Source organism: Victivallis vadensis (genome assembly GCF_003096415.1).
GTDB lineage: Bacteria > Verrucomicrobiota > Lentisphaeria > Victivallales > Victivallaceae > Victivallis > Victivallis vadensis.
In genome coordinates, this window is sequence record NZ_QEKH01000033.1 from 1 (window position 1) to 26189 (window position 26189).

The following is a 26189-nucleotide window of genomic DNA, read 5'->3' on the forward strand; positions in this document are numbered from 1 at the left end:
GGCGATGGTACTGTATAATTGACTATGGGAGAGTAGCACGGTGCCGGAAATTTTTTTACCTCAAGTTGCTTCGCACACAACTTGAGGTTTTTTTTTGCCCGTGCGGCGGCAAGGTGCCGCTGCCGGGTGCGCACGCCAATGCCCCTACGGGGGGCGTGCGGGCGGCCGGTACAGGCAGGCATTGGTCGGTCGGCAAAGCCATTTACGCGGCCCCGTGCTCACTACCCTCCGGGCAGCTCCGCTTGTTCCTGTACTCAAAAGTTGTCACCCCCTCCGGGCTGCTGGCCTGGGCTTGAGGCATGGGCACTGACACACCGACTTCCACGGAAGGGCACGGAGCGGCAAAGGAATTGTATTTTCTGGAGTGCGGCGGTATATTATAGTTCCGACAAGATCGATATCATACTGGAGCGTTGTAATGAAGTCTTATTTCAGACCGGAAATCGATGCAATGGCGGGATACGTGCCCGGCGAACAGCCGAAGATGGCCAATCTCGTCAAGCTGAACACCAATGAAAACCCCTATCCGGCTTCGCCGCGTGTGCGGGAGGTGATCGCCGGTTTCGACCATGCGAAGCTCCGGCGTTATCCTGAACCGATGGCCGATACGCTGCGCGATGAAATTGCCGGCGTACTCGGAGTGAAACGGGAGAATATTATTGCAGGCAACGGTTCGGATGATATTCTGACTATGACGTTCCGGGCATTTACTGCGCCGGACCGGCCGTTGGCTTGCCTCGATCCGACCTATTCGCTTTATTTTGAATTGGCGAAGATGCAGGGGGCTCCGGTGATTCGGATCGGACTTGATCCCGAAGATTTTTCGATGCCGGAAAATCTGCTTGAACAGGCGGCTGACGCCAATCTGCTGATCATTACCCGGCCCAATGCGCCGACAGGAAACTCTTTCGACCGTGAGCGGATGCGCGATATCTGCCGGAAATTCGACGGCATCGTGTTTTTCGATGAGGCTTATGCGGATTTTGCGGAAGACAACTGCATGGAGTTCGCGACGGAATTCGACAATGTGATCGTATCCCGCACGTTCTCCAAAAGCTATTCGCTGGCCGGGCTGCGGCTCGGGTATGCGGTCGGCAATCCGAAGGTGATCGAGGGACTTTTCAAGCTCAAGGATTCCTATAATCTCGACATGCTGACGCAGGAGATCGGACGCGCCGCGTTTGCGGACCGCGATTATCTCCGGGAGTGCTGCGAACAGGTGAAGGCGACCCGCGCCTATCTCGACGCGGAGCTGAAGAAGATCGGTTTCCGGGTGGTGCCGTCGCAGACCAATTTCCTGTTCGCGGCTCCGCCGGACGAAGATGGCGGGAACTATTTCCGCAGATTGCGCGAGCAGGCGATCATTGTGCGTTATTTCCCGGGGGAAGTCACCGGCAGGTATGTCCGGATCACCATTGGCACCCCGGAGGAGATGGATCATCTGCTTGATGTGACCCGGGCCATTTACGGGAAATGAGCGGAATGCGGAAAGCTGTCGGATTTTTTCTCCTTTTCATGACCGTTTCGCTGCTGTTGAGCGCGGTGGAACCGGTGCGCATTGCCGATGCGACGCCGGCCGGAGATTCGGCGGTCAGCAGTCTTGCGCTGCAGCTCTCGCTGGAGAAGCCGGGAAAATACGATATTTCCATTGAGCGGCTCTCCGCGGAGAAGGCGTTGGCGAAATTCAATTCCGGCCGGGCCGATCTGGTCCTGATTCGGGAAGTCAAGCTGCCGGAGGGGCAGAGGAACGGCATCCTGCATCCTTATGCCGTGGGGGCGGCGGTATTCTATGTGAATCCGGCCAATCCGCTGGATGATGTGACTCCGGAGCACCTGATCCAGCTGTTGAGCGGTCCCGCTCCCGACTGGGCCAGGGTAACGGGCGAGAAAACCCGGCTCTATCGGCTGGGGCTGCGCCGCAACGCTGCCGGCTACGGCCTGCCGGAACGGATGCTGAAGGTGAAGCCCGGGGAGTTTGACAAGGATATGTTCCGGGTCGGTTCCAATGCGGAATTGCAGCTGCTGACCGCCGGCAGTGCCGAGGCGCTCGGTGCGGGAATCTTTTCCGCGGTGATGCCGGATACGGTGAAAACATTGAAGATCAATGGAGTCGCTCCGCTGCTCAAGACCGTCAAAGACGGCAGCTATCCGTTCTGTGAGCGGTATATCCTGTTGGTTCCGGCGGCGCCGTCCCCGGCTGTAGCCGCTTTCGTGGAATTGATGCACGGCGCGGATTTCCGCAGGTATCTTGAGGAATCCGGCCGGTTGTCTTTGCTGCCCTGAACCGGTTTCCGTTTCCGGTTCTGTCCGGACCCGGATAAAAAATTATTCGGAACCCCTTGATTTTTTGGGAAAACATTTTATAATGAAAGTCACAGGTTGGAGTTCCGCTGAAACCATTAACCATAACACAGGATTGAAATCAGATTTTTTCTCTATTCTTAACAACTATAACGTAAGGATTGAAACAAGGTTTTTTCTTTCCCCGAAACTATAAAACGTAAGGATTGGAATTAGTTTTTTTCTTTCACTGACGGCAGCCTGTGAGGCCGGGACGCAAGAACGCATCCCGGCCTTTTCCATTTCCGGATTTTCGGAAATTCTTCGTACTTTTTTTACTTCCCCTCTTGACATCGACAGTGAAATCGAGTATAATTAAATATGAAAGAACGATTCAGCAAACGATCAGGCAAATAAACCGATGATGAAGAAAAAGAGCGTCAAACTCAAGGATATCGCGATTCAGGCGGAGGTTTCGGTGGCGACGGTTTCCGCCGCGCTCAACGGGACCGGCCGGATCGGCGACGAGCTCCGTTCCCGGATCATGGAAGTGGCCCGGCAGATGAACTATGAACCCAATCTCGCCGCCAGGCTGCTCAAGCAGAAGCATTGTAACGACATCGGCCTGGTGATCAGCGATCCGCCGCGCCGCATCGCCGGTTCCGGCTTCTTCCAGCCGATGATCTACCACTTTATCCAGCTCTGCGATGAACAGGGCATCCGCTGCCAGATTGAGTATCACGATCCGGATGTGAAGGATGGACAGGTTCCCGCGCTGATGACCGGCGGCTTCACCGGCGGCGTGCTGTACGGAGGCGCGGTCGGCACCGCCACGCGCCGGTGGATCAAGGAGAATCCCTCGTTTCCGATCGTAACCTTCGAGGATCGCGACTTCGAGTACACGATTCACTCCCGTTACGATCTGGCCGCCTACCGCATGGTGCAGCACCTCGCCGCCCTCGGCCATCGCCATGTCGCCCTGCTGGCCGGTCTGCCCCGCTATGAACTGCAGCAGGGGATGCGCGAAGGATTTACCCGCGCGGTTGCGGATTTCCGGCTCGACGCCGCCTGCTGGGATCGGGAATACGCCTTCCGCCTCGAAAATGACGCCGACACCATGCGCGAAGGCGTGGAATATTGTGAAAAGCTGTTCGCGCGGACAGTTCGGCCGACCGCGCTGGTGATTTCGGATGCGCGCCTCGCCAAAGCCGCCCTCTATACCGCCCTGAAGCACGGCATCGATGTCCCCCGCGACCTGAGCATCTTCACCTGCGGCAATGAATATGAAACGGAGCAGGTCTATCCGGCGCTGTCGTCGATCCGCTGGAACGCTCACGAAGCGATTTACAAGGCGTACCACCTGCTCCGCAGCCTGATGGAAGGGCGCATTCCGGCGGAAAAGGTGATCGAAGTGGAACCCGTGCTGACGCTCCGCGACAGCACCGCCCGTTGTTCGTAAGCGGTATGGACGCGACCTGCTTTGCTGACAGGAAAATATGGTTTAACGATTAAAAATGGCCCAGATGAATAAAGCGACAATCAAACCAGCAGGAGAGTGGAGATGAAAGTGCAAAAGATGTTTACATTGATCGAAGTGCTGATTGTGATAGCGATCATCGCCATACTTTCTTTTCCCGGTGAAAAGAAAGTAGGCAAAGAAAAGCCGTATAACGGCATGTGCGTCACTTCGTTCCTATTTATGCCGCTGGTGGGCTTCGCCCCCCCGGCACCCCGGAAAAAATCAGGAAATGACCCGCGCGCCCCCCGCAGGGGCATTGGCGCGCGTTACCTGGCGGCGGCACCTTGCCGCACGCTGGTGGACTTCGCCCCCCGGAAAAAGCGCTGTTTTACCCTTATTGAGCTGCTCATCGTCATAGCGATGATCGCGATTCTGGCGGCGATGCTGCTGCCTGCGCTGAATAAGGCGCGCGAGAGTGCGAAAAGTATCGGTTGCGTCAATAATTTAAAACAGATCAATCTCGCGCACGGCCTCTACTCCGACGACAGCCGCGACTATATCGCGGCGGGGTTTCAGGCAAAGACCAAGATCGCGTGGCCGGTCTTTCTGACTCCTTATATCGGCCGTTCGGGGGCGGAGAAGATTTTCCGCTGTCCCGGTTCGACTCCCGCGAGCAGCAAATCGATGAAGTGGTATGTCGGCATTTCCCCGAAGTTCCCGGAAGAGTGTCAGATCAGTTATGCGCAGAGCGTGGATATCTCCCAGCTTGCCAACAACGCGGGCGTTCAGCAGCTGAAATACCACAAGCGCGGCGAATTCAAAAAGCCGAGCATCACCGGAATCGGCTTCGACGCCTATATGAACAAGTGTCCGTTTGAAAGCTGCGCCGGTTACTACTCCTTGACCAATGCCTCCCACTTCTACGGACAGGATTACGGCCACGGCGGCGGCGTCAATCTGATGCTGCTGGACGGACACGTCGGAAAAATCACCAGAAACCAGATCGATGTCGCGGTCCTGAGTTCCGACAACCGGATCAAGAACTTCGGCATCAACTGGAAAACCACCGATAACTTCTGAGGATCGCCATGACACTTTCTGCGAAAACACTGCTGGCCGGCGCTCTGCTGGGATTGGCCGGATTGCTTCCCGGAGCCGAACTCTGGCAGGAGGCGGAACACTATGCCCGCACCAACTGGGATGGCGTCGCACTGTTCCTGCAGCCGGACGGCAAAGGAGCTTCGAACCACCGCGTATTGAAGCTATACAACGGCAAGGCGCCGGCGGATTCCGACGGCTATTTCGCCGAATATGAGATCGAAGTGCCGGAGGATGGCGAATACCACGTGTGGGCTTCGCTCTCCGATCCGGCTTCCAACTGGGCTTCGCCGGTCAAAATCCAGTTCGACGGCCTGCCGCAGATCGATACGTCGGGATGCCGCTGGAAATCCGGCGCTTACGGGCTGCCGCATCCCAACCGGGTGCTGGGCTGGATCAATCCCGGTTCGGTCAAGCTGACCAAAGGCAGGCATAAAGTGGTTTTCCGGGTTTCCGAACCGCGCAGGTCGGACCGGAAATTCATCAGCTATTTCGACGGCTTCTACCTGACCACCGCCGACAACGTCCGTCCTCCCGCAAGTTACCGCATCGCTCCGAATCTTCAGCCCGCCTGGCGGGACGTGGTGAAACGGGCCGGTTCCTATAAACAGCTGGCCGACAGCCTCAAATACGGTTCCGAGGTCTGGCGGGAGGCGGAGGACTATGTGCGCACCAACTGGGGCGGCAAGGTTCTGCTCGCCCGCGAGGACGGCAAGGGCGCTTCCGGTTCGCAGATCCTGCGCGTCTACACCGGTAAGGCGCCGGAGGGAACGGACGGCTATTTCGCGGAATACCGTATCACAGTACCGGAGGACGGCGAGTACCATGTGTGGCTCTCCATCTCCGATCCCGGCTCCGCGTGGGCTTCGCCGGTCAGAATCCGGTTCGACGGTCAGCCGGAGCTGGATACCGCCGGAATGCGCTGGAAGAGCCGTCCTTACGGCAACGGCCAGCTCGGCTGGGTCACGCCGGGCAAAGTGAAGCTGACCAAGGGGGAACATCAGGTGACGGTCCGCGTCACCGATATGCGCAGGATGAGCAAACAGTATATCTGCTTTTTCGACGGATTCTATCTCTGTACCGGGGAGTTCCCGACCCTGCCGGACAACTGCCGGATCGCTCCGAACCTCCAGCCGGAGTGGAAGGAGGTGCTGGAACGGGTCGGTTCATTCCGGCTGCATCTCTACGAGCTTGAAAAACAGCAGTTCAAAGCGGTGGTCGATACGCTTGCGCCGACGGAACAGATCAGCGACGCCAACGCCGAACTGGCCGAAAAGCGGCTGATGGCCCGTCCGCTGCCCGATCCGGCCGGACGGAAGCGGACGCACCGCTTCGGGGTGCACGGCATGGAGAAGCCGTTCGTGCTGGCGGGCGTGATGCCGAAAGAGACCGAACGCGCTTTCGAGCTGCTCGCCCGCGCCGGAGTGGATACGCTGCGCACCGCCGAGCTCTGCTGGCACCGGCTCGGCAACGACGCGCCGCCGAAGTTCGACTTCACTGAAATCGACTATCAGGTCAGGTTCGCGCAGAAGTACGGCATGAACTTCATGTTCACCATCGGCTATCCGCCGGGAAAATTCAACTTCGGCGGCCACCACCTCTCCACCTTCCGCCCCGAACATGAAAAGCTCTTCCGGGAGTATCTGCGGATCATTCTGCCGAAATATGACCGCTATGCGCAGTACTGGGAGTACTGCAACGAAGTCGATGCGCCGCAGGTGTGGTGGCGCAAGGCGACGGCCCGGGAATACGCCCGTGACTGCCGGATCGTCCGGGACGAGATGAAAAAGCTCGGCATCAGAACTCCGCTGCTCGGCGTTTCCGCGACCTATTCGCGCACCGACAGGCACGACCCGAAAGGGGAGGGACGCGCCTTTACCCGCACCGCCGCGGCCGCGGGAATGGCCGACGTGCTCGACGGCTATTCGCTGCACTACACCTGGCCGCTGAAGCAGCAGCCTTTCGTCGAATTTTTCCGCGACCTGACGCCCGGTGGCGCAAGCCGCCTGCTGGTCAACAGCGAGGAGGCCGGTTACACCCACCCGTCGGATGTGATCAAGCTCTTCGCCCGCGACTTCTACCTCTACGGCATGGAAAGCGTCTACTATTATGTGTCGCGGGACTGGATCGAGGCGGGGAATCCGATCTATTCCGGTTTGTTCGATATCGACTGGCGGCCCAAGCTGCGGCTGCTCAGCTTCGCCGCGGCAGTGGATGCGATGAAAACCCGCGAACTTGCCGCGATGGCCGAACCGGCTCCCGGCGTCGAAGCCTATCTGCTCCGCAACCCGGAAAATCCTGCCGACTGTGCGGTGGTCCTGTGGAAAAACGGCGGCGATGAAGCCCACGGCAGCCGCTTCACCCGCACCGCCGCCCCCGCGCCGGTTCAAGTCGCCTTCCCCGCCGGAACCATTGTCAAAGCGGTGGACTGGAAGCTGGATGAACCCGCTTTCACCCCGGCGGCTCCCGTTTTTGAAATCGGCGCACAGCCATTGATCGTCTACTGCGACAGGTTGCCGGAGTGGACTCCGGTTACTCCGGAAGAGTGGCAAAAGACCCGTCACGCAGTCGGCGTCAACACCTCCGAGGCCAATCTTCCGGGGCAGTAAAACCCGCTGTCGGGGATGGTTCAGGAGGAATCAGCGGCCGGAGTATTTCCGGTACATCTGCTGATAGAAGAGTGCTTTTTCGACTGGAACGCTGGCGGGCAGATGGTTGCCGCTGGCCAGAATGAAGTTGTTGCGCTTTTTGCCCCAGGCGAGCAGGTCGGCCATGTACTGTTCGATTTCGACATGGCCGGCGGAAGTCAGGAAGCGGCAGTCGATGCCTCCGGCCATGCCGCAGCGGTCGCCGTAAAGCTCGCCGAAGCGGCGCAGATCCGAAGTCGGCTCCATGACCAGCATGTCGATACCGAGTTCCACGAAATCGCCGAAAAATTCGTCGATGGTGCCGTCGGAAGTGAAGATCACCTTTTTTCCGGCGGATTTGACCGGTTCGATCAGCCGCTTCAGGTAGGGGAAAATGGTTTCGCGATACCAGCGCGGATGGGTGACGGGGCCTTCGGTCCAGCAGAGGTCGTCATGCACCATCATCACCGGGACGGAGGTTTCGGCGAATGCGTCGAAGAACTGCTTCACCCAGTGGAAATAGCTCTCCACCACCTCCTTGAACTCCTGTTCGTACAGCCCCATCAGCAACAGCAGCTGTTCGATCCCGTAGATTTCGATCAGCCCGGAAAAGAGGGTGGTGTAGACTCCGGCGGTACTCAGGACGCCGGGATAGCGCCGCTGAACCTCCGCATAGTCACGCTCGAAACGCTCCACCAGCTCCCGGCGCGGAAAGAACGTGTATTCTTCGCTGGGGCGGAGCCGGATCGCCTCCTCGATGTCGGGATAGGCGACGCTGGTTTCGGCGGTGAAATCGCTGCCGTCGGAGGCGAACACCGCATGTCCCATATCAGTGACGCGTCCGCCGGCGGCGAGGATGGTCTCCCGGGAGACTGTGACATGCCAGTTCAGGCTGTAATCCCACTGTTGCACGAAGCGGCGGACCGCCTCCTCCCGGCTCTCCTCGCCGGTGATCTCGACGCCGGTGACGGCGGTGAGCAGTTCGAGGTTGCCTTCCACGCCGTATTCGGTGCGTGGAATCCGGTCCGATGCCTGATTGCAGATGGCCGCCCAGCCGTGTTCGTATGACATGATGCACCTTCTGATTATGGAGTTTCATTCGGGAATGCACACATTCAGTTTAGCCGGTGCAGCCGGAAAAAGCAAGCCGGCCCGGGAATTTTTTCAGGAAATCATAGCGGGACGCCCTTCCCGAAAATCAGCTTCGAGTCTTCCGCCGCCCGGTTTCCCGAGGCGGAAGGAGAATTCCCGCCACGCGGCCGGGACCGCCGGGGCAAACTTCGGTGTGCCGTCCGAATCGAACTGCAGCAGCAGCTCGTTGACCGCCTGAATGAAGATCCCTTCGGCGGTGGTGAACCACGGCCGGATGCCGCATTCGTAGATTTCAAACATTTCACCGAAACAGCCGGACTGGGCCGCTACCTCCTCCAGCAGCCGGACGGCGGCTTCGCCGTCGCCGCGCCGCGCCTGGGCGACCGCCTCCCAGCACAGATACCACGAACAGACGCCGCTGCCGAGCTGATACATATTGCCGCAGGCGCTCTTGAAATCCACATAGTCCCGGAAGGCTTCATGCTGCAACGGGTCATCCGCGGCCAGCACGCCGTACGGATAGATTCCGGCGAGCTGGCCGATGCTGTGTTCGGTACAGCCCGGATAGGGCAGGTAGCGGCCGTCGCCGTGCGGCAGCGACGCGCGCAGTCCGGCGGCGAGGCGGCGCCATTCGGCGGCGGATTCCGGGTGGAGGCCGAGCAGACCGGCGGCCGTCGCCGCCGCTTCAAAGGCGGCGATCACCGAACAGGAGGTCATAAAGGGATTCGGCCGGAGCGGGCCGAGCCGTTCGAGGTCGGTGCAGCAGCCGATCACGGTCCGCCCTTCCCGGTCGTACTGTACATGGAAAAGCCGCAGCCACTCGCAGCTCGCGCCGATCAGCGGGAAAAGCTCGGACCGAAGCAGTTCGCGGTCCCCTGAATACCGGTAGCATTCCCATGCCGTCAACGCCACGTGGGAGGCGTGGAAGATATGGTCGTACCAGAAGCCGCGCGGGGAATTTTCCTCGCAAAGCTCGTTGGTCTCCCACGGGTAGACCGCGACGCCGACCGGATTGCGCGGCCGGTCCCCTTCGATCCGGCGGCGCGCCTGCGGCAGCAGCGAGTGCCGGAAATGCGGAATCTTCGCGGCGGCGGCGAAGTGCCCGCTGGTCACCAGTCCCATGAAGGTGAAATATTCGTCGAATGCGTGATAACGCCCGTGCCAGTGCGAATCGTAGATACCGGTCGGAATCGACCAGCGGGTCGACGAAATGCGCAGATGGTACTGGCTGGTTTCATACATCCGCCGGATCGGAGCGGATGGAATCCGGATGTACGACTCCTGCCGATAGGATTCCCATGCCCGGCGATTTGAGCCGAGCAGTTCGTCGAACTCCGCCGTTGCCTCGTCGTCGAACTTCAGGCAGAAGGTAAATTCCCGGGCCGGAATTTCCAGCACGAAACCGCCGTCCTCGGCATAGAAGCGGGAGGGCGCGTCGGCGGTCAGCGAAACCGTGCCCCGGTAGCGGCGCAGTCCGTCGATCTCGTAGCGGATCAGGCCGGAGCCGTCCGCATCGAGGCGGGCGCGGGCAGGGGCAAACCGGTAACGCAGCCGGTACGGCCCCGGCAGCGCAGTGGCAATCCGGCGGCGGACAGCCAGAATGTTGCGTTCCAGATGGCAGAAGGCGGTACTTTCGATCACGGTGCCGTCGCTGTAACGGCAGTTCGAAGTGACCACGCCGTCGGAATTGTCGAGCGACTGCTCCCATTCGACCGGTTCCCCGAGTCCGGCCATCTCGTGCAGCAGGTAGCCGAAACTGATCAGTTCGCCGCGCTGGGTGTCGTAGCGGAAGCCGGCCCGGCGGATGCCGGCGAGCAGTTTGCCGTAGCCGCTTTCAGTCTGGCGCTGGATGCCTTCGTAATCCAGCAGGATCGAGAGGTCCCCGTTGCCGAGGGCGGCGGGCGCATAACGGCGCGAAGCCGCTTCCAGATGGTTGGTGGTGATTTTCATGATAAGATTCCATTAATCCAGATAGACGCCGTTGCCGGAAGCCATGCCCAGCCCCGGAGTCCAGTTGCTGCGCAGCCGCCAGCCGCCGCGGTTCTCCGACCGGACGCTGCCGTCGAGCATCAGGCCGTTGGCCCGCTCCGCATGGCGCAGTTGCAGGATGCCTTCGCTGCTGAAGTAGTAATATTGAATCCACGGTTCCAGCGCCTTTTTGGAATCCTTGTCCATTTTCAGACTGTCGCCGAGGACCAGGTAATCCGACACGGCGCGGCTGGACGGAATTCCCTGATACGTGTTTTTCCAGACCCGCCCGCGTCTGGGGGCCAGCCGGGTGCTCCAGGTGCCGGTCAGATTCGGATTCATCGCGTAGACCTGGCTGAACTGGTAGATGCCGTGCTGCCGCCCGGTGTACGGCAGCGACGGACAGCGCAGCACGGCGTAAAAGCGCGTGTTCTCCTTTTCGTTCAGGGCTTCCTCCGGTGCTTCAAGCGCGTTCGCCCAGTTATTGTAAGCGACCGCCGGAGTTCCAGAACTGCTGCCGTCGACGGTCGCCCGCCCCGGGCTGGGCAGGTAATCGGTGTTTGAATCCGCATAGAGGTTCATCAGGAAACCGCACTGCTTCAGGTTGGAAACGCACCGGATCGCCTGCGCCTTTTCCCGCGCTTTGTTCAGCGCCGGCAGCAGCATCGCCGCCAGGATCGCTATGATTGCAATCACAATGAGCAGCTCAATAAGGGTGAAACGGCTGCAATACCGGGATTTTGCGCTTGGGACAGAAAATGAAATCCCGGAATTTCGATGGTTCGCTGCGAAGAATTTCATTTCCCGTCCTCCCTGAGGCTGATGTGATAGGCCATCACACCGGCGGCGGTGTTCACGGTGAACCGGAGTGTTCCGTCCGCAGCGGTCGCGGGAAGTTCCCCGGTCACGGCGCCGTCCCATGCGAGCATTTCGATTTTCAGGTCGCCGCTGTGTCGGTGGCGCAGCGTGATTCCGGCGCGGCCGGTTTCGACCAGCAGCGGCAGTTGGCCCCAGTCTTCGAGCATCCGGCGCGATTCATCGTGGAAACGCATGCCGGTCGCGGCGGTATTCGTGACGTGCAGCAGCAGGATGCTGGAGCTTTCCGTCAATGGCCGGTCGTCCAGCGCGTGCAGTGAAATGGTCTGGAAACGGTCCGCACCGTTGACCGCCGCCGCGTTTCCGGCGATATCCCCCTGTTCGAGCGTGAAAGCCTCGGATTTCGGAGTCACGATCCGGATGCGCCGTTTTGCCGGTTCGACTTCGACCTCGCCGGTGGAGCTGACCAGCCTGCCGCCGGAACGGATGGCCGCCAACGCTTTCCGGAATCCGGCGGGCAATCCCCGTTCCCACTCCGTCCCGCCGGGAAGAACGGTCACGCCCGGGACGGCTTTCCCGGTTTTGAGGTTGCCGATCCGGCCGTACAGGGCGAGCTTGTACAGATCGGCGGGAAAACCGGAGGAGAGATTGCGCAGGCCGGTGAGTACCGAATCGTCCCAGCCCAGCGCGACCGCCTCTCGCGCCGGAGCGACATCCCCCCGGCCGAACAGGAAGTAGAGCATCTTCTCGGTCAGTTGCGACACCGGTTCGTTGTCCAGCGCGAAGTATTGCGGCGGCCGCCAGTCGAAGGAATCGGCGTAACTGAACCGGTAATAACCATCGTAATCCTGCAGGCCGGCGACGGCGGCGAACACGGTTCCGGCTTCGGCGCGGTAGATGTTCGGGTTGCAGAACTGCATCTCGGTGATCGTGTAGGGTTTCCCGAATTCACGGCTCGGCGCGAGAAAGCCGGGAGTGCGTCCCCACTCCTCCAGCGAAGATACCTGCCGGAATACGGCGGGCAGCCGCCACTGGTTCTGCGGATAGGTCGGGTGGTCCTGATAGGAGTGGTTGTCCACGAAATCCAGCTTGTCGCGCAGCGGCAGCAGATAGCTCCACTCGTTGAAATTGTAATTGGTGACCAGCCCGCGGTAACCGATCTCTTTTTTCACGAACCGAAGCATTTCCTCCAGTGCCGCCGCCTCCTTTTCCACCAGGAACCGGAAGAACTCCGGCCCGCGCTCCGCCGCCCGCTCCGGCGTGTAAGCGCCGTTTTCCCGGAGATGTTCCGCATAGCACGACTCCACGACGGGGATCAGCGCCGGATAGCGGTTCCAGCTTGCCGGCAGTGCGGCCTCGTTCACCAGATTCAGCGAATAGAGCGCCGGGTCCTCGGTCATGGTCAGGCCGGTGTAGGGATTGCGCAGCGTCATCAGCTTTTGCGCGTAGCGTTTCCACGAATCCATCGCTCCGGCGCTCAGCGGAATCAATGTCTTGATTTCGGAGCCGCCGTGGCTGGCCGGAAGTTCCGCGATGCCGTCGCCCGGCTTGACCGGCCGCATCGAATAGAGGTCGATGCAGATGTAAAGGCCCGCCGCTCTGCATTTGGCGTAGAGGTAGAAAAACTGATCGAGTCTTTCCGGATCAAAGGTGAAGGTGTCGTTCGCCTTCGTGTCCAGAATGCGCCGGTCGATATGGTGGAAACGCACCGAATTATAGCCGAGCCGGGTGATCCGTTCCACGATCGCGTCCGCCGTCTCATGCGGCACGAAACAGTGCTGGTGGCAGATGTTCACGCCGAGAAAGCGGACGCGCTCGCCGGGCTTGCGTTCAAAAGCGAACTTCCCGTTCCGGTTCACCACCCGCCCGTATTTGCCCGCCGGAGCGTCGAGCCGGCCGGAGAGGTCCAGCGGCGATCCCTTGCGGATGGTGCTGCCGGTTTTCAGCTCCGTCCAGCGCTCTCCGGGCCGGATGATGCAGGGCGCCGGCTGGGTCTGCAGCACACGCCGGTCGGCGAACGATACTCCGGCGATCATCCAGACGGTATGGGGAGCGGGCGTGAAGGTGATCCGGCGCGGTTCGCGGCCGGCCAGCCGGAAACCGGACGAATACAGTCCCACCCGTTCGCCGTTGCTGTCGGCGCTGAATGCGACCGCTCCGTTCTCCAACGCGGCGGGACGCCACCAGTTGCCGCAGTCCCGCCCTGAAAGCACCGGAATCCTCTGGACCGTCCCGTCGGCGTACTCCACCGCAATCTCGCCGACCGGTTCGGAAAATTTCGGCGTCCACGCCGATGCGTGCAGCAAATAGAGCCACTCTCCCGGCGCCTTTCCCCTCAGTTGCACCGGCGCGGAGGCCGGATAGCGGCGGAATTTCGGGTCGGCCAGCACAATGCAGCTGCGTCCCGAGTTCTCCGCCGGATCGATCACGTCATACCGGATGCCCGCCAGCGTCTGCATCCCGGTCGTCATGGCGGCGAGATCGTTCCGCGGTCCCTGGTCGGTCCAGCCGCCTTTGCCGTCGTCGGCCTGTCCGTCCCGGAATCCCATATTGGCCGCCGCCCGGAGATCGACCGGTTCGGATACCGGCTTGCGCACCTCGAAATCCAGCGTCAGTTCCGAATGGGTGATCGCCCCCTCGGAGACGGCCGGATAGAAGCGGATGGAATAGGAATTCTGCTTGTATTTGCGGTCATCCTGAATACGGATGCCGAACTCCCCGCTCACCGTGATCTGGCTGTCGCCATCCTGAAAACGGAAGGTGCGCGGTGTGACCGCACGGCTCTCAAATACCACCAGCGACTTGAATTCCGGCGGAAGCGCCACTTGTCTGCCGTCTACCTCCACTTCTCCGCCTCCGGCCGAGGCGGGCAGCGCCAGCGTCAGCGCCAGCATCGCGGCCTCCACCGGTTTCGCCGCCGTGAAAGAGCTGCTGAAACGGAATTTGCCCTCCCCCTCCGGCTTCAGGGTGAGCCGGCTGTCGAGCACTCCGCCGGCGACCCGCCATTCTCCGGCGACCTCCGTTGCGGAAGCGGTCCGGGCGATGAAATTTTTCACATTCATCCGGAAAGTGCCGCTCCAGCCTTTGCGCACAAAGACCCATTCAAATTTTCCTAGCCCTTCCCGGCGCAGCAGGTTGCCGGTTCCGTTCATGGACAGGACGCCGCCCGCCCCGAACAGTTCGGCCGCAGCCAGTACGGCCGCAACGATGCTCCATTGCTTCACAATAACCTTCCTTTCTTCCCGTATATGGAAAACGCTTGTACCATGCGGCTGGCCGCGCTTCAGCATCAACGCCGCGGACCACTTCGCTTTCTCTTTTATTATGATGGAAAAGCGACGAAAATACAACAGTTCCATGAAAAAAGATATATGGAAATCGACCATAAATCATACAGATAAACGCTCCGGCAAGCTCCTGCACGGATTAACTCGTTATTGGTGAATGGATTGCGGGACGGCGGCCCGGTATTCGCGCCGGAATTCGGTCGGAGTCTGGGCGGTGCAGCGCCGGAACTCCTGCGTGAAATAAAACTGGTTGCAGTAACCTGCTTTCGCGGCGATTTCCTTGATCGAGAGCGTGCTGTGCTGGAGCAGTTCGCGGGCCAGCTCGATGCGGCAGGTGTTGCGGTATTTCAGCGGGGAGGTGTGGAGTTCCTGCCGGAAAATCCGGTTGAGATTGGTCAGGCTCATCCCCAGCTCCGCCGCGACCTGTTCCATCGCCAGCGGCCGGTCCAGCGCGCTCTCCAGCTTCTGCTGCGCCTGGGCAAGCAGCGGGGAGTTTTTCCGGCTGCCGCGCAGTTCCCCGGCCAGTTGAAGCAGCAGTTTGTAGCCCGCCGCCAGCAGGTCCGGCATGGTCGCTCTGGCCTGCTGTCCGAGCAGTTCTTCCAATTGCCGGATCGTCGCAAGCAGCGGCGCGGTGTCCTCCGGGCAGAACATCATCATGCGGTCGAACCCCAGTGTGGTGCAGATCGAATCCAGGTGCGGTCCGGCCAGTTCCACCACCAGCTTCCGGTAACCGCCGGTGGTGAACGTATCGAATGAATAGCTGGTTCCGGCCGGAATCACCAGCACCATTCCCGGAGCCAGCAGGAAATTGCGGCCATCGTGCTTATAGAGCAATTTCCCGTCCAGCACCAGCGAAATGATCATATAGCGGCAGAACTCTTCCCGGAACAGAAACCGGTTGCTCCGCCTCGTCTCCTCCACCGTGAACGGATAGAAGGGGAGCGGCCCGGCTTCCAGCAGGTTCCGGCAGTCGGTGCGCCGGATCGAGGCTTCCGGATAATTTCCCTCGTAGTGATAGCTGTGCCGGACGGGCCGGTCTTTTCTGCGCGGCATGTGAAAAATCCTCCCTGCGGATACTTTATCCCCGTTTCCCGCCGGTTTCAAGCGGCGTATTCCTTGATAACCGGGCCGATTCATGGTATATTAACAGGATTTGTCACGGTAACCAACGGTATTTCTCATGTTCAGCAATTCGATTGTACGGCGTTATGCGGTATTTCTGTGCGGGGTGGCCACGACCGGCTTCAGCATCAGCCTGATCACCAAGGCGGGACTCGGCACGCCGCCGATTTCCAGTCTGCCCTATGTGTTGTGCGAAATCTTTTCGTTTTCCTTCGGCACTTTCACTTTCGTATTCAACCTGGCGCTGATCTTCGGCCAGCTGCTGCTGCTGAAAAAAGAGTTCACACCGGCGCAGTACCTCCAGATTCCGGTCACGCTGCTGTTCAGCTGCGTGATCGACCTGGTGATGTTCCTGCTCTCCGGGCTTACGGTCGAAGCGTATCCCGCCCGGATCGCGCTGCTGCTGGCCGGATGTGTCACGCTCGGCTTCGGCATCGCGCTGCAGGTGGTGGCGGAGGCGATCTACATCCCCGGCGAAGGCCTGGTGCGCGCCATCGCGGCGAAGCTCAAAAAGGAGTTCGGCATCATCAAAACCGTATTCGACTCCGGCATGGTCACGATGGCGGTGATTTTGTCGCTGGCCTGTTGTCAGGCTGTAGTCGGCTTCCGGGAGGGGACGATCATCGCCGCATTGATCGTCGGCTCCATCGTTCGCTTCTTTATCCATCGGTTGCAGCCGGTGCGCGAGTGGTGCCGCGCTTCCCGTCTCGAACAGGCCTGAGCGGTCGCCATAGGCAGCTGGGATTCCACCCCTTGCCCGCCGAAGGCGAAATCCCGGTTGCGCATGGATCAGTTTTCGGAGGGGGCGTGGCCGGTGATCTTTTTGAAGATGCGGGAGAAATAGAAGGGATTCGCGAAGCCGAGACGGGCGGAGGTCTCCTTGACGCTGAGCTTCCCGGTGCGCAACAACTGGCGGGCGGAGCGGATCAATTGCCGCTGAACGTATTCGCCGGGCGAGATGCCGAGATTCCGGCGGAAGAGTAAATTCACCTGCTGGGGCGAGAGGTTGAATTCCCGGGCCAGCTGCTGCCGGGTCGGGTGTTCGAGCAGCCGTTCCTCCAGATAGCGGAGCATGCGGTCGAGCCGGGGATCGGCGCCGCCGGTTCCGGTGCGCTGCTCGTGCAGATAGAGCCAGAACTCCTGCGCCAGCAGCCGGGCGAGCGCGGCGGAACAGGGGCCCGGATTGGCCAGGGCCTCGTCGAGCCGGTCCGCGACGCCGAAAACGGGATGGGCGTACCGGAACACCGCCAGACGCGGCGGAGGTTCCGTCCGGTCCGGCTGCTTCACGGTCAGTTCGAGCCGCAAATACGGCACGGGGCGGGGGGAGGATGAAGAATAGAGCGCCTCCTCTTCCGGGCGGAGCATCAGGATCATCCGGCGGGTGAGCGGCACCGGATCGCGGCTTTCCGGCAGGAAGAATTCGATTTCGCCGCCGGTCAGGAAGAAACGGAATGTGCCCGGCTGGGCGACGATGCGCTGCGGAGTGCCGGGCTGCCGCAGCCGGCGCACCGCGATAGCCGTGAATTCCGGAATCGCGACGGTCTGGGCAAAGAGAACTTCCATCGGCTAAACTTCCTGTTGAAGGGAGCGGGGAAAGACCAGTTCCTGGGGCAGCAGCAGCCGCTCCGCCCTGCCGTCGCCGCCGCGCTCGCGACGGCGCAGCAGCTGCTCGAAGAGGGCGAGGCCGAGCCGGCGGTTGTTTTTGTCCGCCGTCACAAGCGGCAGCGTTTCCTCGAACATGCGGTCGGGGCAGTTGTAATAGTTGTTGTCGTAGCCGGCGATCCAGAGGTCGCGGTTGGGCTTCAGCCCGAGCTTCCGGCAGGCGGCGGCGACGGAAAAGGTGACGCCGTCGGAAGCGCAGACGACCGCGTCGACCCTGCCGTGAAGCGCCTGATACTCATAAAGCCGCCCCGTCGCCTCGTAGACCCGGCAGTCGAAGTCCCGCCGGGTCGGCGTCCGGTCCTGATCGTAGTAGGTGTATTCCACTGCGGGCAGCGGCTCCAGCCCGGCCTCGCGCATCGCGTCCTCATATCCCAGGTCGCGCTGGACCAGCCAGTTGGGACGGGCCGGATCAAGGGAGTTCAGCCGCCAGTAACGCAGGATGCGCCTTTTGCCCTGCCCGATCAGCCAGCGGGTCAACTCCGCACATCCCTGCCGGTGGTCGGAGGCGATCACGTCCGCACCCGGGCACTCCGGCGTATCGGACTCATACCGGACCAGCGGAATCCCGGCGGAACGGCAGCCGTCGAGCAGCCGCCGGATCGCTTCGGAGGGAGTCCGGTTCTGGTGGAGCAGGATCAACCCGAGCGGATGCTCGCGCACCAGATGCTCCGCTTTGGCAGGGGTGAAGTCGCCGGTTTTGAAGCTGAAAGTGTGGCAGTTCCGGCGGACCGCCTCGCGGTTCAGGTGGTAGAACACCTCCCACTCGCCCCAGCAGCTCGCCTCGTCCTCCGGGTAGACCTCGTCGTCGAGGACCGCTACGGTTTCAGTGAAGAGCGTCGATTTCCGGGGAGAGCCGGCATGGGCGGCGCTGATGAAGCGCCGCCGACCCTCGCAGTTCAGGAAATGTTCCGCTTCGAGCGTCTGCAGCGCGGCCCGCACCGTGGTGCGCGAAACCCTCACCTGACGGCACAGCTCCTGCTCGGAGGGAAGCTGGTCGCCCGGCGCGAAAACGCCCGCCGCCAGCGCCTGCCGCAGATAGTGGATCACCCGGGCCCGGGGCGGGAGGGAAATGGTCTGTTCTCCGGTTTTCATGATCTCTCCAGAATGATTGTCCTGTAACGGAAGATACCGTCTTTTTTCGGAATTTCAATACCGCAATCATACAATCCATATAAAAAAGATACCGAAAACGACAAATTTCGGATATTTCGGGAAAGGTCGGCTCCATATAGATACTGTCATATTACGATCGGATATGAAAAATATACATTCGGATATTGGTTCGGATTCCGGTATGGAGTATAATTATAGCAGGGAATCAAAATGCCGACTCCAAAAGGAAAGGGTGTTTCATGAAGCGAAAAGGGAAGATTCCGGCGGCGGCGGGAGTTGTCGCGGCCTGTGCGATGCTTGGCGCCGGCGAGCTGCCCGGCGGCCCGCTGACGGTCGAAGCCTCCGCCGCCGGATACTATCAGGTGCTGGGGCTGGACCGGGAGCGCCGCGACTTCGATTTCAGCGCGACCCTGCTGGCGACCAACCGGCCCGGCAATCTGTTTTTTCCGGGAGAACAGCCGGAGATTACGGTGCAGGTGCGCAATACCGGCGCGAAAGCGCTGAATCTCACCGGGGAGTGGGTGCTGGTTCCGTGGGGGAACCGGCAGTATCCGGGAAGTTGCTGGCACTCCACAGCGGAGCGGCTCGGGGAGGAACGGCGGATTCCGGTCAGGCTGGAACTGCCCGCCGGCGGCTTTGCGGACCTGAAGCCGGCGCTGCCGCTGCCGGAGAGGTTCGGCGGCTATGCGCTGCTGCTCGATCTCGGGAAGGAGCACGGGCGGCGTCTGGTGTGCTCCTTCGCCCGCTCGGTACGCAACGAAGCAAGGCCGGGACGGTTCCCGCGGCAGGCGGTGGAACTGTTCGACCCCGAGGTGATGGAGCGGCTCGGCTTGAGCGCGGTCCGCTTCGGCGTGCCGTACAACCCCGAAGGCACGCCGCAGCGCGAACAGCAGGAGCGGGAACTGCGCGAGCTGTGCGCGAAGATGAAAAAACACCATATCGTCGGTGTGCTGGAGATCGGCGCGGGCACGACCGGTTTTCCGATGGGAGTGGTCCGGCCCCACCTGCTGGAGAACGATGAGATGGTGCCGGAGGGCAAGGCGGATTATGCGTGGCATCCGAAATATGACGAAGATTTCCGCCGGTTCGTCGGAGCGATCGTGCGGGAGTACGGCTGGCCGCGCGGTCCGGTGAACGGGATCAAGCTGTGGAACGAGCCGTGGGAAGGACTGTCGATCGCCGGATGGGGCGCGGATATGGTGCGCTACCGGGAGCTGTACCGGATCATGGGCGAAGCGACCCGCGCCGCCGAACAGGCTTCCGGCAACCGGGTGCTGGTCGGCGGCTGCGACTCGTCGAGCAACACCTTCGACAAGCTGTTTCCGGATGGAAGCGGGGAATTCACCCCGTACTTCGATTTTTGCAGCATCCACTACCAGGGGCTGACCGCTCCGTCGCTGTACCGGCAGTGGATCGACCGCCCCGGCCGCGACCGGGTGCTGATCTGGGATACCGAGAGCTGGACCGCCAATGCCGACGACACCCTCGCGATGGTGATCGCCGCGAACCGGGCGGCGGGCTACGACCGGTCGATGGGGTTCTACTGCGGCTATGCGTTCGGCAACTACGAACACCACGCGCCGAACCACAAGGCGCAGGCCGAAGTCATGACCGCCGCCGGTCCGCGGCAGGCCGAGCTGCCGCTCTACTCCTTCCCGATGGCGGCGGCGCTGGGCGCGGCGCAGAAGTTCATCGGTGAACGGGAGTTCGACCGGCTGGTGTACCCGGAGGGGCTGCCCTATGCGTTCCGGTTCCACGGCCTGGACGGCAACGCCGACGACGCGACGGTGGTGATTGCGGGAGACCTCGGCTCCTCGTTTGCGGACTACAGTCGGTATGCGGCGGTCCGGCCCCTGAGTGAGGTCCGGGGCAAGGCGCGCCGTGCCGCAGAGCTTGACGCGCTCAAACCCGGCACGCCGCAGTGGGAGGAGGCGAAGCGGGAGGCCGCCCGGCGGCTGCCGTTCTTCCGGATCGGTGACGACAACCTGATCGCGGAGTGGAAAGGGCTGCTGAAACAGCCGTGGGGCTTTGAAGGCGTGACCTTCCGCTTTCCGGCTTCGCCCGGCGCTTACGCCGTGTACGACCGGTACGGCAACGAGATTGCGCCGCAGGGCGGCGGCTATGTGCTCGACCTCGGCAATGTCAGCCACTTCGTGCGGCCGCTGCGCGCCGGAGGAGCCGCCGAGATGGACAACGCGCTCCGGCAGGGACAGCTGGAGGGAATGACTCCGGTGGAACTCAAAGCGTATGACTTCCTCGACCCGGTGACGCCCGGCGCGGTGCTGCGGCTGCAGATACACAATCTGCTGAACCGCGAGCTGACGGGAACGCTGAAGGCTTCGGTCGGCCGGCTGAAGCTCGACTGCCCGGAGCAACTGACGCTGAAGCCCTTTGAAACCCGCGAGGTGGCGGTGAAGGTCACGGCGGGAGCCGCCGACCCGGACAACCTGTATCCGGGCAGTTTCGTTTTCGACGCGGGCAAAGACGGCGCGGCGGAGCTTCGCGACACGATGCGGGTGAACCGGATCGCGCGTAAAACCATTGCGGTGGACGGGAACCTCTCCGACTGGACGGGCGTGCTGCCGCAGAAAGTGAGCGGCGCGGAAGGCCCGGAGCGTTCCGAAATGGAGGCGGCGTGGCTTCCGTTTGAAAAACTTTCCAGACAGAACGCCGACGGGCAGGCGGAGGCGAAGCTGGCGGCGGATGACCGGTACTTCTATTTCTGCTGCCGGGTGAACGATCCGCAGCCTGATGCCGGCACCTTCCGCTTCGAGACCCTCGACCCCGATCAGTTTTTCTACCCGGAAGTCAGCTATTCGCTCGACCGCGACCGCACTTATACCGTGACCGTCGAACAGGAGAATGGCGCGGTGACGGCGGCGGCAGGCGTGGAGGCCCCGGAAGGGGGATGGCGGCTCTCCTCGGCGATCCGGCCGGAGTCGGACCGGATGCGCTTCGACTTCACGCTCCCGGCGGACCGCGGCACGCTCGTGACCGCCTACTTCCCCTACGGCGACTTCCGGGCGGACCGGAATGCGGAGGTGCGCATGCTGGACAGCGCGACCGGCCGGGTGCTGGCGGCGCATCCGGTGCGGCGGCTCCGGGAGGGTGGTTTCTTCCGCTTCCTCGCCTCCGGCAAGGTGTCGCTGGAGGTGCAGAACTTCCACCGCTGGGAGCCGGGGTCGGGACGGCTGGCGGGCATCTTTTTCGACCCCGCGGCGGAGGCGGCCTCCGGCAACTCCGCGCGTTTTCTCGGCGTGGATGAGGAGCACCCCGGGTTGTGGCGCGGCCGCTACGGCAGTTCCGGCTGGATTCTGCCCGGCGAAAACCGGCGGCGGCTCTCCGACGGCATCGGGGCGGTGCAGCGGCACGACCGGGTGCGCCTGACTCACCGCTGGCCGGAGGGGGTGCGCCGTTTCAGTTACCGCAAATGGGCGGTGCTGCCGGACGGCAGCGACGGCGGCTTTTCCAATATCCAGATCGCTTTCAATTCGATTCCGGCGGACCGCGACCCGGTGATGCTGGACCGGCGTCCCGGCGTCCCCGCCGGATTCATCAACCGCCGCACCTCCGACCGGGAGTTCGCGTTGAACAAGGTGGCGGACCGCTTCGGCGGCGGCACCGAAATCTGGCGGCTAGAGGTGCCGGATGCGCCGCGCAAGCACTTCTATCCGCGCCAGCCGAAGGCGGCGTGGGAGGGGGCGGTCAAAGACGGCAGACTGGCGATCCGCAGTGAAAACGGTGTGCGCATCGTCGAGGCGGCGATCCCGTGGACGGAGATGCCGGAGGTCAAGGCGCTGATGGATGCGGGCAAGCCGGTGAAATTTTCATTCCGCGCCAACCGGGCCGGAGGCGCGCCGGTGGAGTTCGCCCGGGGCCGTTCGGCGTCGTACCGGGGCGGAATGAGCTTCCACCCCGACTGGAAACCCTGTTATGCCAATGAGATCGAATTTGCATTCGAGCCGAAGGAGGAACGATGATGAAGTACAGACAAGTGCTCTCCGGGGCCGTCCTGGCGGGCGCGCTGGCGCTGCCGGCGGCTGAACTGGTCCGGGTGGATTTCAGCCGTGAGGATGCGGCGCAGCCGCCGCGCAGCACCGGTTATGTGCCGGGTGAAGTGATCGATCTGCCGACCGGATTGCCGGAGCAGGGGGCGCGGATCGTTTCGGGCGCTCTGGAGCTGGCGTTTCCGGCCAGTTCGTCGGATGCGGTGTCCGCGTGGTTCGGTGCGTGGAACCTGGAGAGTTCCGGCAGGGTCGGGATCTCTTTCGACCTGACGGTGGCGGCTTACCGCGCGCCGTCCGACGGTCGCCCGGAAACGGTGCTTTCCGCCCAGTTGCTCGGCGATCAGGGGCGGAATATCGGCATGTTGACCTTCGTCAGCGAAGGGCCGGAAAAGGGGATCATCCAGTGGAATCCCGCCTCCGGCGCTCCGGAGCGCTTCGGCGCCTGCCGGGTCGGGGAAACCTATTCATTTCAAATCAATTACGATCCGGCTTCCGGCGCTGTCGAAGTCACGCGGCAGGGCGGAAAAACGGCGCGGAGCGCGGGAGCGGGGGCATTGCCGTTCCGGCAGTTCCGCATCGGCTCCGGCTGGGCGGTCGGCGGGCGCGACGGAGCGGCGACGGTCCGGGTGGGCAAGGTCGCGGTCCGCGACGCGGCGAAAGGCGGAAAAGCGGCGCTGCCGAAGGTGACCGCCGGCCCGAAAACGCCTTCCGGCATCGGGGAGTGGGACGGCAGGACGCTGCAGGCGGAGCTGAAAGGCCCCTATGAGGACCGCCTCCAGCAGCAGATACCGTTCGGCTGCACCTCCTATTACCTGACGCCGTGGCGGGCCTACATGGACACGCACCCGGCGTCGCGTTTCGGCAGGATTCAGGCGGTGAACTGGAGTGATCTCTCCGCGCCGGAGAGCGAGGCGACGATGCGGCTGCTCGCCGAGACGGGATTCCGCAGCTTCCGGCTGGAGATCGGCTGGGGGCATTTCGGCTTCGACGACGAATCGCAGCTTTCGGCGCGCGAGGTCGAGCGGCTGAAGCTGGTGCTGCCGCTGGCGAAGAAGTACAAGTTGCGCCCGATGATCCTGCTGAATGCGCACTCCGGCGGGCCGTGTCCGCGCCGGACCGTGCCGGTCGAACTGGCCGCCGCCGCCCCGGCGGGAGCGCGCGAACTGCGGCTGAAGGGCGGTTTTGCACCGTTCCGCACCGGGCGCACCGGCCTGAACAATCAGGAGCAATGGGTGGCTTTCCCGCTGATCACCGGACTGGTTCCGCAGCCGGACGGCACGGTGCTCGCGCAGCTCTCCGCTCCGCTGAACAGGGCGGTTCCGGCGGGCAAGGCGGAGCTGACCGAGCTTAAATATGCGCCGTTTTCCGGCGACGTGCTGGAGGACGGCACGCCGAATCCCGAAGCGCGCGAAACGGTGGACGGCTGGTGCCGCTATGTGAAGCATGTGACTTGCGCGGTGCGGGATATCCTCGACTCCGGCGACCCGGAGGACGCGGGATTCGATGTGGAGGTGTGGAACGAATACTCCTTCGGCAGCCAGTTCGTGTGGGAACGCAACTACTACCGGCCCGCCCGGAAGTTCCGCAGCTACCCGGCTTACGCGATCGCCGGAAAGACCACCGCCGATGCCGAGGTGCAGGCGGAGATCGTGCTGCCGCTGACGATCGAACTGGTGAACGATCCCGCCATGCGGCTGCCGGGTGTGCGGGTGGTCAGCGGCTTCTCGAACCAGCGGCCGTGGGACAACGGCTCGGAGATGTGGCCGGAGCAGGCCGGTTTCAGCCGCCATTACTACACCAATCTCGACTGCTCCGACACCTGGCACGACAGCACCGGTTATCTGAGCGCCGCCACCGAAAATCCCGACCGGCTGCGCCGGCCGCCGCTCGATGCGCAGGGCAAACCGGGCAAGGGGTTCGTGCCGGAGCTGCGTTTTTCCCTGCCCGAATCCCCGTGTTTCGGGATCAAGACCGAATTCATGATCCGCGATATGCAGCCCTTCCCCGGACCGTGGGCGCACCACCACCGCTTCAGTCACCCCGGCACCGGCAGACCGGCGCTGTTGTGGGAGACGGAGTTCAACACCTATCGGCGTCCCTTCGCTGAATTTCTGGAAAAAGCCTACGGCGTGAAGCGGGGCGATCCCCGGCTCCAGCCCGTCTTGCAGGCGGTGGCGGCCAAGGCGCTGGTTCGCAGCTTCGTGTTCTACTGCCACAAGGGGATCGACACCTTGTTCGTCTTTGCGGTGCGCAACGGCGAGGATGAGTTCAGCATTTTGCCGGAGGCCTATTTCCGTGCGCTGGCCCGCAACCGCTATCAGTTGAACGACGAGGTGCGCCGGGCCGCCGGGCCGCAGATCGCGGCCGCCTCCAACCTGAACCGTCTGCTGGGCGGCGCGGAACCGCTGGTGAGCACCCGCCGCCTGACCGTGCGGAAACTGGTCGAACACCGCCCCCGCCTGGTGTTCCGGGGAGACGGCACCGCCGCCGCGCCGGACCGCTTCCACCGCGACGATTTCGCCTGCCTGCCGTTCCAGCTCGACGCATCGAGTTATGCGGTAGGATATTACGTAGTGACCCGCGACCTGCTGCACGGCTGGAATCCGCAGCTTGACCTGCTCGATCCGCGCCGCTACGAAATGCCGGAACAGCGGTTCGACCTGACGCTCGGCAACCTGAACGGCACTGGCGCGAAGCTGGAAATTTACGACCCGATCCTCGACCGCACTTTCCCGGTCCGACCGCTGGCCGCCTCCGGCGACACGCTGACCGTGCCGCTGCCGACCGTGGACTATCCGCGCTTCCTGATCGTGCGCGAAAAGGAGGCCGGGCCGCTGGTGGGGGCGCCGGAACTGAAGCGCACCGGTCCCGACTCCGCGGAACTCGCCTTTACGCCGAACGTCTCCGGGCAGGCCGAGATCAGCTGGGGGGCATTCCCGGAACGCCGCGGCGGCGGTTCCGTGACGGTATCGGCCGAGGCAGGGCGGCGGCGGACGGTGGGGCTGAACGGGTTCCGGCCGGAATACGGCGTGCGGATTGCGCTCCGTGCCGGGAAGCTGGCCGCCGTCTGGCCGCAGTGGGACCACGATGTGGCCGGAGTATTGGAATTCCGCCAGACCGGCGGCAATATCGCCAAACCGGAACGGACCGCGTTCCTGCCCGACTTCGCCCCGGAGGCCCGCCGGATCGCCGCGGTAAAGCCGGACGGCTCGTGGGAGCGGGACGGGGAGGGATTCCGGCGCGGCGGCGCCCGGCTGTACCGGGTGCCCGGGGGAGCGGAGGAGACCGCCGCGCTGCTGCCGGTGATCGCCCGTTCCGACCGCCGGAACGCCGCGATGGTCGAATTCGGCGGCATTCCGGCCTGGCTGGTGGTGTACGATCTGGATCCGACCATGCACCCCGACCGGAAAAATCACGCATTCAGTTACCTGATCCTGCCGGGCAGCAACGGCAGCTGGATCGTGGAAGTTCCTGAAAAGAGCGACCGCAAAATCATGGAAGCATTGTTGAAAACCGTCACGCTGAGTGAAAACAAATAGGGGGATGGAAAGATGAAAAAGTCACACGATCGTTCTCTGTGGGATATCCGGGATTTCGCCTTTGGCGACCAAGGCGCTTCGCTCTTGCACCCCGACCGGGCGGCAAGGTGCCGCTGCCG

Annotated in this window: 15 protein-coding genes; 8 read left to right on the forward strand and 7 right to left on the reverse strand. The window is 62.4% G+C overall.

What is annotated here, in order from left to right:
- The first annotated feature begins 418 nt into the window (after positions 1-418).
- The 5 genes from hisC to C8D82_RS16615 all read left to right on the forward strand — a co-directional run bounded on the left by hisC (position 419) and on the right by C8D82_RS16615 (position 7446).
- Positions 419-1477, forward strand: a complete 1059-nt coding sequence (gene hisC / locus C8D82_RS16595) for a histidinol-phosphate transaminase (RefSeq protein WP_116885412.1) — start codon at positions 419-421, stop codon at positions 1475-1477.
- Positions 1478-1482: 5 nt separating this feature from the next.
- On the forward strand, positions 1483-2283 hold the full coding sequence (locus C8D82_RS16600; RefSeq protein WP_133245245.1) for a substrate-binding domain-containing protein: 801 nt from the start codon (positions 1483-1485) through the stop codon (positions 2281-2283).
- Between the two features lie 418 nt (positions 2284-2701).
- On the forward strand, positions 2702-3739 hold the full coding sequence (locus C8D82_RS16605) for a LacI family DNA-binding transcriptional regulator (RefSeq protein WP_116885414.1): 1038 nt from the start codon (positions 2702-2704) through the stop codon (positions 3737-3739).
- 102 nt (positions 3740-3841) lie between these two features.
- Positions 3842-4819, forward strand: a complete 978-nt coding sequence (locus tag C8D82_RS16610; RefSeq protein WP_116885415.1) for a type II secretion system protein — start codon at positions 3842-3844, stop codon at positions 4817-4819.
- 8 nt (positions 4820-4827) lie between these two features.
- Positions 4828-7446 carry a carbohydrate-binding protein gene (locus C8D82_RS16615; RefSeq protein ID WP_116885416.1) on the forward strand — a complete coding sequence of 873 codons (2619 nt, stop codon included), beginning with the start codon at positions 4828-4830 and terminating at the stop codon, positions 7444-7446.
- Between the two features lie 30 nt (positions 7447-7476).
- Here the strand turns inward: C8D82_RS16615 and C8D82_RS16620 are convergent, their stop codons facing one another.
- The 5 genes from C8D82_RS16620 to C8D82_RS16640 all read right to left on the reverse strand — a co-directional run bounded on the left by C8D82_RS16620 (position 7477) and on the right by C8D82_RS16640 (position 15680).
- Positions 7477-8535 (reverse strand): uroporphyrinogen decarboxylase family protein, encoded by a 1059-nt coding sequence (locus C8D82_RS16620; RefSeq protein WP_116885417.1) that lies wholly within the window; start codon positions 8533-8535, stop codon positions 7477-7479.
- Positions 8536-8628: 93 nt separating this feature from the next.
- A complete protein-coding gene (locus tag C8D82_RS16625) occupies positions 8629-10506 on the reverse strand; it encodes a glycosyl hydrolase family 95 catalytic domain-containing protein (RefSeq protein WP_116885418.1) in 1878 nt (625 codons plus the stop codon).
- Positions 10507-10518: 12 nt separating this feature from the next.
- Entirely contained in the window at positions 10519-11325 is an 807-nt protein-coding gene (locus tag C8D82_RS16630) for a prepilin-type N-terminal cleavage/methylation domain-containing protein (RefSeq protein WP_116885419.1), read from the reverse strand.
- Positions 11322-14564 carry a hypothetical protein gene (locus C8D82_RS16635; RefSeq protein WP_133245246.1) on the reverse strand — a complete coding sequence of 1081 codons (3243 nt, stop codon included), beginning with the start codon at positions 14562-14564 and terminating at the stop codon, positions 11322-11324. The genes C8D82_RS16630 and C8D82_RS16635 overlap by 4 nt, the downstream gene beginning before the upstream one ends.
- Positions 14565-14774: 210 nt before the next feature.
- Positions 14775-15680, reverse strand: a complete 906-nt coding sequence (locus tag C8D82_RS16640) for a helix-turn-helix domain-containing protein (RefSeq protein WP_165833143.1) — start codon at positions 15678-15680, stop codon at positions 14775-14777.
- Between the two features lie 127 nt (positions 15681-15807).
- Here C8D82_RS16640 and C8D82_RS16645 point away from each other — a divergent pair, with 127 nt between their 5' ends.
- Positions 15808-16470, forward strand: a complete 663-nt coding sequence (locus tag C8D82_RS16645) for a YczE/YyaS/YitT family protein (protein WP_116885422.1) — start codon at positions 15808-15810, stop codon at positions 16468-16470.
- Positions 16471-16538: 68 nt separating this feature from the next.
- Here the strand turns inward: C8D82_RS16645 and C8D82_RS16650 are convergent, their stop codons facing one another.
- Both C8D82_RS16650 and C8D82_RS16655 read right to left on the reverse strand, forming a co-directional pair.
- Positions 16539-17312 (reverse strand): helix-turn-helix domain-containing protein, encoded by a 774-nt coding sequence (locus C8D82_RS16650; protein ID WP_116885423.1) that lies wholly within the window; start codon positions 17310-17312, stop codon positions 16539-16541.
- 3 nt (positions 17313-17315) lie between these two features.
- Positions 17316-18503, reverse strand: coding sequence for a GntR family transcriptional regulator (locus C8D82_RS16655; RefSeq protein ID WP_116885424.1), 1188 nt, complete (start codon positions 18501-18503; stop codon positions 17316-17318).
- Between the two features lie 260 nt (positions 18504-18763).
- Between C8D82_RS16655 and C8D82_RS21365 the strand changes: the two genes are divergently transcribed.
- Together C8D82_RS21365 and C8D82_RS16665 are read left to right on the forward strand one after the other, a co-directional pair.
- Positions 18764-22504 carry a hypothetical protein gene (locus tag C8D82_RS21365; protein WP_165833144.1) on the forward strand — a complete coding sequence of 1247 codons (3741 nt, stop codon included), beginning with the start codon at positions 18764-18766 and terminating at the stop codon, positions 22502-22504.
- Positions 22501-26070 (forward strand): hypothetical protein, encoded by a 3570-nt coding sequence (locus C8D82_RS16665; protein ID WP_133245247.1) that lies wholly within the window; start codon positions 22501-22503, stop codon positions 26068-26070. The genes C8D82_RS21365 and C8D82_RS16665 overlap by 4 nt, the downstream gene beginning before the upstream one ends.
- The last annotated feature ends 119 nt before the right edge of the window (positions 26071-26189 follow it).

What these genes read in the sequence shown, in the direction of transcription:
- hisC (WP_116885412.1), top strand. Translation starts at nt 419, where the DNA reads ATGAAGTCTTATTTCAGACCGGAAATCGATGCAATGGCGGGATACGTG.
- C8D82_RS16600 (WP_133245245.1), top strand. Translation starts at nt 1,483, where the DNA reads ATGCGGAAAGCTGTCGGATTTTTTCTCCTTTTCATGACCGTTTCGCTG.
- C8D82_RS16605 (WP_116885414.1), top strand. Translation starts at nt 2,702, where the DNA reads ATGATGAAGAAAAAGAGCGTCAAACTCAAGGATATCGCGATTCAGGCG.
- C8D82_RS16610 (WP_116885415.1), top strand. Translation starts at nt 3,842, where the DNA reads ATGAAAGTGCAAAAGATGTTTACATTGATCGAAGTGCTGATTGTGATA.
- C8D82_RS16615 (WP_116885416.1), top strand. Translation starts at nt 4,828, where the DNA reads ATGACACTTTCTGCGAAAACACTGCTGGCCGGCGCTCTGCTGGGATTG.
- C8D82_RS16620 (WP_116885417.1), bottom strand. Translation starts at nt 8,535, where the DNA reads ATGTCATACGAACACGGCTGGGCGGCCATCTGCAATCAGGCATCGGAC.
- C8D82_RS16625 (WP_116885418.1), bottom strand. Translation starts at nt 10,506, where the DNA reads ATGAAAATCACCACCAACCATCTGGAAGCGGCTTCGCGCCGTTATGCG.
- C8D82_RS16630 (WP_116885419.1), bottom strand. Translation starts at nt 11,325, where the DNA reads ATGAAATTCTTCGCAGCGAACCATCGAAATTCCGGGATTTCATTTTCT.
- C8D82_RS16640 (WP_165833143.1), bottom strand. Translation starts at nt 15,680, where the DNA reads ATGCCGCGCAGAAAAGACCGGCCCGTCCGGCACAGCTATCACTACGAG.
- C8D82_RS16645 (WP_116885422.1), top strand. Translation starts at nt 15,808, where the DNA reads ATGTTCAGCAATTCGATTGTACGGCGTTATGCGGTATTTCTGTGCGGG.
- C8D82_RS16650 (WP_116885423.1), bottom strand. Translation starts at nt 17,312, where the DNA reads ATGGAAGTTCTCTTTGCCCAGACCGTCGCGATTCCGGAATTCACGGCT.
- C8D82_RS16655 (WP_116885424.1), bottom strand. Translation starts at nt 18,503, where the DNA reads ATGAAAACCGGAGAACAGACCATTTCCCTCCCGCCCCGGGCCCGGGTG.
- C8D82_RS21365 (WP_165833144.1), top strand. Translation starts at nt 18,764, where the DNA reads ATGAAGCGAAAAGGGAAGATTCCGGCGGCGGCGGGAGTTGTCGCGGCC.
- C8D82_RS16665 (WP_133245247.1), top strand. Translation starts at nt 22,501, where the DNA reads ATGATGAAGTACAGACAAGTGCTCTCCGGGGCCGTCCTGGCGGGCGCG.